6 protein-coding genes and 1 pseudogene are annotated in these 6,893 nt (G+C 64.7%); 5 read left to right on the top strand and 2 right to left on the bottom strand.

The annotated features are described in order from the left end of the window. The 4 genes and pseudogenes from ACFFWD_RS29960 to ACFFWD_RS29945 all read left to right on the top strand — a co-directional run. Positions 1-81 (top strand): annotated as a pseudogene (locus ACFFWD_RS29960) (chemotaxis protein CheW); the annotation flags it as partial. A 31-nt stretch (positions 82-112) separates the two neighbouring features. Next, a complete protein-coding gene (locus ACFFWD_RS29955; RefSeq protein ID WP_376971481.1) occupies positions 113-502 on the top strand; it encodes a response regulator in 390 nt (129 codons plus the stop codon). Between the two features lie 35 nt (positions 503-537). Then, positions 538-1,410 carry a CheR family methyltransferase gene (locus tag ACFFWD_RS29950; RefSeq protein WP_376971479.1) on the top strand — a complete coding sequence of 291 codons (873 nt, stop codon included), beginning with the start codon at positions 538-540 and terminating at the stop codon, positions 1,408-1,410. Between the two features lie 3 nt (positions 1,411-1,413). Next, positions 1,414-1,740: a PilZ domain-containing protein gene (locus ACFFWD_RS29945; protein ID WP_376971477.1), complete on the top strand. Its 327-nt coding sequence runs from the start codon at positions 1,414-1,416 to the stop codon at positions 1,738-1,740. A gap of 234 nt (positions 1,741-1,974) precedes the next feature. On the opposite strand, the gene ACFFWD_RS29940 is transcribed toward ACFFWD_RS29945, so the two are convergent. After that, complete coding sequence (locus tag ACFFWD_RS29940) at positions 1,975-2,280, bottom strand: hypothetical protein (protein WP_376971475.1); 306 nt, start codon at positions 2,278-2,280, stop codon at positions 1,975-1,977. A gap of 154 nt (positions 2,281-2,434) precedes the next feature. Here ACFFWD_RS29940 and ACFFWD_RS29935 point away from each other — a divergent pair, with 154 nt between their 5' ends. Further along, positions 2,435-3,070: a response regulator transcription factor gene (locus ACFFWD_RS29935; RefSeq protein WP_376971473.1), complete on the top strand. Its 636-nt coding sequence runs from the start codon at positions 2,435-2,437 to the stop codon at positions 3,068-3,070. 265 nt (positions 3,071-3,335) lie between these two features. Here ACFFWD_RS29935 and ACFFWD_RS29930 read toward each other — a convergent pair whose 3' ends face one another. Next, positions 3,336-6,842: a PAS domain S-box protein gene (locus ACFFWD_RS29930; RefSeq protein ID WP_376971471.1), complete on the bottom strand. Its 3,507-nt coding sequence runs from the start codon at positions 6,840-6,842 to the stop codon at positions 3,336-3,338. Positions 6,843-6,893 lie beyond the last annotated feature (51 nt).

Genomic DNA, 6,893 nt, shown 5'->3' with positions numbered 1-6,893 from the left:
CGCCTCGACGGCCAGCTCATGGTCGTCCTCGATGTCGATCGCGTGCTCGAATTGATGCCCAAGACTGCCGCCGCGGCGTAATGCAAGCGGCGGTCAACAAGGAGGCCACCACATGAAAACATGTCTTGTCGTCGACGACTCTGGCGTGGTTCGGAAGATCGCCCGCCGCATCCTCGAAGGATTGGAATTTCAGGTCACCGAAGCCGAGGACGGCGAGCAGGCGCTCGAAGCCTGCAAGCGCGAGATGCCGGATGCGGTGCTGCTCGACTGGAACATGCCGGTGATGGACGGCTTCGAATTCCTCCTGCAACTGCGCCGCATGCCCGGCGGTGACGTGCCGAAAGTCGTGTTCTGCACCACAGAGAACGGCATCGATCATATCTCGCGCGCCATCCATGCCGGAGCCAATGAGTACATCATGAAGCCGTTCGACAAGGACATCGTCACCGCGAAGTTCCAGGAAGTGGGCTTGCTCGCGCTCGACATGCCAACTGAAGCCTGAACGCCAGTTCCACCTTTTGCAGTTGAGAGGCTCCAGTGACGCCCCCTGACTACGAGTATCTGCGTAAAATTCTGAAGGACCATTCCGGTCTCGATCTCTCTGCTGACAAGCAGTATCTGATCGAGAGCCGCCTGCTTCCGCTGGCGCGCAAATCCGGCCTAAACGGTATTCCTGACCTTGTGGTGAAGATGAAGGGCGGTTCGTCCGCGCACATCACTCAGGTGGTCGAGGCGATGACCACCAACGAGACGTTCTTCTTCCGCGACAAAGTGCCGTTCGATCACTTCCGCGACACGATCATGCCTGAGGTCCTCAAGGCGCGCGCCGCGCGCAGGAGCGTCCGGATCTGGTGCGCCGCCGGCTCGACCGGCCAGGAGCCCTATTCGCTGGCGATGTGCCTGAAGGAAATGAGCGCAGCGCTCGCAGGCTGGCGCGTCGAGATCATCGCGACCGATCTGTCGCAGGAGGTGCTGGAGAAATCCAAAGCGGGCATCTACAGCCAGTTCGAGGTGCAGCGCGGCCTGCCGATCCAGCTCCTGGTGAAGCACTTCAAACAGTCGGGCGAGTTCTGGCAGATCAGTCCCGAGTTGCGCGCCATGGTGCAGCACCGCCAGCTCAATCTGCTGCACGATTTCTCGCAGCTCGGCGCCTTCGACGTGATCTTCTGCCGCAACGTGCTGATCTATTTCGATCAGGACACCAAGATCAACATCTTCAATCGCCTTGCGCGGTCGATGGAATCCGACGGCTTCCTGGTGTTGGGAGCAGCGGAGACGGTGGTCGGCCTGACCGATACGTTCAAGCCGCTCCCCGACAGGCGCGGCCTGTACCGGCCGAGTAGCGCGCGGGCACCAGCGGCGCCGATCTCGGCGATGCCGCGGATGGCGGCCATGGCAGCGGGGCTTTGAGCCATGACGGAAGAGAGCAAGGGCGTTGAGCGGGTCACATTCAGCCGGGGCTTTGATGTCTGCATCATGGCCATCGACGGCACCTGGCGGCGGGATTGCGTGCTCAACGCGATCTCCGACACCGACGCCTCGCTCACCGTGGAGGGGACGATCCAGGGGCTCAACCTGAAGGAGTTCTTCCTCCTGCTGTCGTCGACCGGCCTTGCCTATCGCCGCTGCGAACTGGTTCGTGTCAACGGCACCGAAATGGACATCAGCTTCCTCAAGGGCAAGCCGGGCAAGAAGCGAGCCGGCGGGGCCGCCAAGGACGCGGAACGGATCGGGGCCTGACGCCCTTCGCCGCGATGCGCTTTCTTCAGGCGAACCGGAATCCGCTCTTGCGCGACGATGCGATCGCGGGCTTCGGATGACGGCGTTCCGGCGCCTTGCGCTGACACGCGGCGGTTATACCGCGCAGCGCGCGTGGAACGTTTCATCGCTTCAAAGGTTTGAAACTCCCGGTGGCGTCCCTGCGACATCTGGCGACGGCGGGCCGGACGGGTTTTGGGAGCTCCACGGATCGGTTCAGGCTGCGCGCGTGTCGGCCCCGGTTTCGAGCAACCGATTGAGCGCGCCGCGCAGGTCGGCGCCGCAGGCCTTCAGGGTCGCGGACGCCTCGATGTAGCGGGGTGTCACGTCGTCCAGGACGAAGATGTTGGCGGCGGTCTCCTGCTCGGCAAGCAGGGTCTCGCGCGCAATCGCTGATTCGATCAGCCGCAGGCTTGCCTGAACGTGCCCGACCAGTGTGGAGAAGCTGCTGACGATCAGGCCGTGAGGATCGCTGTCGTCGTCCGAGCCCACCGCAACGTTGTCGGCCGCTGCATTTACCATGCATGTTCCTCCACTGTCCTGCACTTTTATGGAGCGCGGTGCTACTTGTGCGTTAAGCCATCGTCCCGTACAAATACGGGTCCATTGATCGGGATACGATCGAGGTTCGTAATGCGGGTGAGCACAACGTTTCACCACTGATGGACGATGACACATGGCAGAGAATGGCACTCCCCGCGGGGAGATTTTCGTAGTCGATGACGATCCCGCCGTTCGCGACACGCTTTCCATGGTCCTGTCGGCGGCCGGCTATCAGGTGATATGTTTTGCGGACGGCGCCGCGCTCTTGTCGGTGGCGCGATCCAGGACCCCGGCCTGCATCCTGCTCGACGTGCACATTCCCGGCAAATCCGGCCTCGACATCCTCAGGGAGCTTCACGGCGAAGATTATCCGGCGCCGATCTTCATGATCTCCGGCCAGGGCGATATTGCGATGGCTGTGAGCGCGATCAAGAACGGCGCGCTGGATTTCATCGAGAAGCCGTTCCGCGGCAGCGAAATCGTCAGCCGGTTGAACGAAGCGATCGATGCCTATACCCGCCGCCAGGCCGAGACCTCGGCGTCGCGCATCGCGTCGCTGCATTTTCCGGGACGCGAGCCGCTGACACGGCGCGAACGCGAGGTGCTCGAGCAGTTCACCTCGGGAGCCTCCAACAAGGAAGCCGGGCGCCATCTCGGCATCAGTCCGCGCACGATCGAAGACCATCGCGCCAACATCATGAAGAAGCTCGGGGCCCGCAACGCCGCCGACCTCGTCCGCATCGTGATGACCGCACAGCGGCAGAACTGACTTCCCTCGCCAGACGGAATTTCGAAGCCGGGCGATGGAGCGCGCTGAGGTCTCGAGAAGGTCGTCGTGCTCTAGCCTTGCCGTTTGACCCGTCATCCTGAGGAGGCCGCGAAGCGGCCGTCTCGAAGGATCGACGGCCCCGCTCTCGCCGCGAGTTAATTTGAGTGCGCGGAAATATCCGGGCCGTGCATCCTTCGAGACGCGCGTGCCGCGCTCCTCAGGATAACGGGACGAAGTGGTCGAGCGATTTTATGATGCAACGACTCTAATCCGCGAGCGCCTTGCGGATCATCGTCGCCATTTCCGATTTCCGATAGGGCTTGGGCAGCAGCAGCACGCCTTCGTCGAGCCGGCCGTGATGCATGATCGCGTTCTCGGTATAGCCTGAGGTGAACAGCACCTTCAGGTCCGGCTTGATCCTGAAAATCTCCTCGGCGAGCTGGCGGCCGTTGAGGCCGGGCATGATCACGTCGGTGAACAGCAGGTCGAAGGCCTGGCCGGACTTGACGATCGTGAGCGCCTCTGCAGCGTTCTCCGCTTCCAGCGTGACATAACCGAGCGAGTGCAGCTGCGTCAGCACGTAGTCGCGGACCAGGTTGTCGTCCTCGACGACCAGGATCGTTTCGTTGCCGCCCTCGAGATCCGACGCCTCCGCTGCATCAGCGGCGAGCGCCGTGCCCACGGCGGGCGGCAGATACATCCTGATCGTCGTGCCGTGCCCTTCCTCGCTGTAGATCTTGATGTGCCCGGAGGACTGCTTGACGAAGCCGTAGACCATGCTCAGGCCGAGCCCGGTGCCCTTGCCCGGCCCTTTCGAGGTGACGAAGGGATCGAACACCTTGTCGAGCATGTCGGCTGGAATTCCGCTGCCGGTGTCGGTCACTGCGATCATGGCATAGCGGCCGGGACGCACATCGCCGTGCAGGCCGGCGTAGCTGTCGTCGAGCATGACGGACGCCGTCTCGATGAAGAGCTTGCCGCCGTGTGGCATCGCGTCGCGGGCGTTGAGCGCCAGATTGAGCAGGGCATTGGCGAGCCGGTTCGGATCGACGACCGCCAGGCACGCCTCGTCCTCGAACACCGTCTGGATCTCGACCTGCTCGCCCAGCGTCCGCCGCAGCAGCTTGGTCGTGTCGACGATCAGCGCATTGACGTCGATGTCGCGCGGCTCGAGCGGTTGCTTGCGGGCGAAAGCCAGCAGATGCTGGGTGAGATCGGCGCCGCGGGTGGCGGCCTCGTCGATCATCCGCGTGATCGCGGCGAGTTGGGGCGCGTCCTTGACCGCATCGGCCAGGATCTCGATCGTCCCCGTGATCACGGTGAGGATGTTGTTGAAGTCGTGCGCAATGCCGCCGGTCAGCTGGCCGACGGCCTCCATTTTCTCCGCCTGCCTAATCCGCTCCTCGACCGCAAGCTTGTCGGTGAGGTCGCGGATGAAGCCGTTGAACACGAAGCCGTCGCTGGTCCTGAGCGCCGTGACGCTCAGTTCGGCGGTGAGGATCTTGCCGTCGCGCCGCCGGATCATGATCTCGCGGCGCGGACGGGCGACCTGATCGAGCCCGGATTGCAGGAAGGTTCCCAGCGCCTTCCGTAACGGGCCCTCCAGCGGATCGGGCGCGAGCAGCTCGAACACGTTCTTGCCGATGGCCTCGGAACGGCTCCAGCCGAAGATCGCCTCGGCCTGTGCGTTCCAGTCCTGGATCGTTCCGCGACCGTTGACCTGCACGAAGGCATCGAGCGCGGTGTCGATGATGCCGCGGGCAAGCTGGGCGCTCTCGTGCAGGATGCTTTGTGCCGCGTGGCTCTCCGTCATGTCGCGGCCGACGTAGAAGAACCGTTTGACGGGCTCGGACCAGACGCCGAGCCAGGACAGCCACACCTCGCGGCCATCCTTGCGGATGCCGCGGGTGTCGGCGATCTTCGGCTGTCGCCCACGCCGCAGAGCGTGCATCTCCGCGCGGGCGTTCTGCAGATGGTCGGTATGGATGAACTCGGCGCCGCTGTGGCCGATCATCTCGTCCGGCCGATAGCCGAGGACCGCCTCGCAGCTTGGGCTGACCTGCACCAGGTCGCCGCGGGAGTTCAGCACCATGATCAGGTCCTGCGACGTCTCGAAGATGCGTCGCCGTTCCTCGGCCTGTTGCCATAGCGCCTGCTCGGTGCGGTTGCGCTCACCGATGTCGCGCGCCGATTTGGAGATGCCGACGATGGCGCCGGACAGCGCCTTGATCGGCGCGATCGACAGCGAGACCTCGACCGGCATGCCGTTCTTGCGCATGCGTATGGTTTCGTTCTGCTCGATCCGTTCGCCCCAACCGATGCGGCGGATGATGTCGCCGACCTCGTCGCGCCGGTCCGGCGGCACGATCAGCGAGATGTGCCGGCCGACCGCCTCTTCGGCGGTGTAGCCATACAGCCGTTCGGCGGCCGGGTTCCAGCCGGTGATGGTGCCGTCGAGCGATTGCGTGACGATGGCGTCGTTGGACGACTCGACGGCGGATGCGAACAGGCGCTCGCGCTCGGCATGGTGGTCGCGCGCCGCTTCGGTGCGACGATGCTCGGCGACCTCGCGCTCGAGCGCGACCGTCTTGGCATTGGCCTCGTCCATCACCCGCGCAAAGGCGCGCGCCAGCACGCCGGTCTCGCCGCCCGCATTGACGGGAATGGCGCCGGTTCCTTTCTCGCCGACGCGCTCCACTGCACGCGTCAGTTGCGTGATCGGCCGGGTCAGCGAGCGCGCGATCAGCACGGCGAGCACTGCGGCGCCGATCACCGCCAGCACGCCGACCAGGATCGAGCTGCTGCGGATCGCGGTTGCCGGCGCCATGAACACATTGTTCGGCACGATATCGATCACGGCGATCCATTCGCGTCCGGCCAGCAGCGTCGGCGCGAGCGCGACCACGCAGTCCTCCTGTTCGGCTCGACCGGCCACAATCTTCGCGACGGTTCGCGTGGTGCCAAGCGCTGCCGCCAGATTGGGCATGTCGCGCCGCCAGTCTGTCGGGGTGCCGAGTTGCGCGCCGAATTCGCGCGCGCGGTCGGGATTGACGAGATAGTTGCCGTGGGCGTCGACCACATAGACCCGTTCGCCGGGGCGTGCCGATTCGCGGACGCTTTCGAGCGTCGGCCGCATGTCGGCATTGATGATGACGATCCCGAACGGCTTGCCGTCGGGGGCCCTGACCGGCTTCGCGACCATCATGGTCGCGGCATGCGGTGTTTCGACGACGCCATTCTCCTCGTTCAGGCCGACCGGCGAGACGTAGATGCCCTCCGGCGGCAGATTGATCGTGTCGCGGAAATAGGCGGCGTCGCCAACCTGTTTCAGCTCCTGCTCGGGCACGATCCGCACCGTGCCGTTGGGGCCGGAGCGGTCGACGCGTGCGAGTTCGCGATGATTGTCGGCGATGCCGATGAAGCGCAGCGAATAGGCCGGCTTGAGCGCCATCTGGGCAGCGAGCTGCACCTCCAGCCGCTGGCGCCAGACCGCTTCCGTGGTGCCGTCGACGGGATCGACCCCGTCATTGAGGCGAGCGCGCATCAGCCCGCCGACCGCCGGTAGAACCTGGAAGATCGTGACGTCAGCGGGCGTGGTGCGGGCGCGGGCCTCAAGGGCCGAGGCGGCGAAGCGAACCTGGGTTTCGATCCGGTCGAGCACCCGCGGCGCGATCGCCTGTTCGAGGCTGCGATAGCTCAGCCATCCGACCGCGGCGACCGCGATCGCAACCAGTGCAATCATCGCGATGGCAAGCCTGGTCGCCAGCGTCATCGGTGCATTCGCAGCCTTCCCCCCGTCCGGGCGCGCAATGGAACGTTCCGG

Origin of the sequence: Bradyrhizobium erythrophlei (assembly GCF_042430365.1) — a bacterium.
Taxonomy (GTDB): domain Bacteria; phylum Pseudomonadota; class Alphaproteobacteria; order Rhizobiales; family Xanthobacteraceae; genus Bradyrhizobium; species Bradyrhizobium erythrophlei.
Note: the sequence above shows the minus strand (reverse complement) of the source record. Positions and strands in the feature narration are given on the sequence as shown.

Bases quoted from the DNA above. Each gene is read 5' to 3' on its own strand.
- ACFFWD_RS29955 (WP_376971481.1), top strand. From the start codon at position 113: ATGAAAACATGTCTTGTCGTCGACGACTCTGGCGTGGTTCGGAAGATC.
- ACFFWD_RS29945 (WP_376971477.1), top strand. From the start codon at position 1,414: ATGACGGAAGAGAGCAAGGGCGTTGAGCGGGTCACATTCAGCCGGGGC.
- ACFFWD_RS29940 (WP_376971475.1), bottom strand. From the start codon at position 2,280: ATGGTAAATGCAGCGGCCGACAACGTTGCGGTGGGCTCGGACGACGAC.
- ACFFWD_RS29935 (WP_376971473.1), top strand. From the start codon at position 2,435: ATGGCAGAGAATGGCACTCCCCGCGGGGAGATTTTCGTAGTCGATGAC.
- ACFFWD_RS29930 (WP_376971471.1), bottom strand. From the start codon at position 6,842: ATGACGCTGGCGACCAGGCTTGCCATCGCGATGATTGCACTGGTTGCG.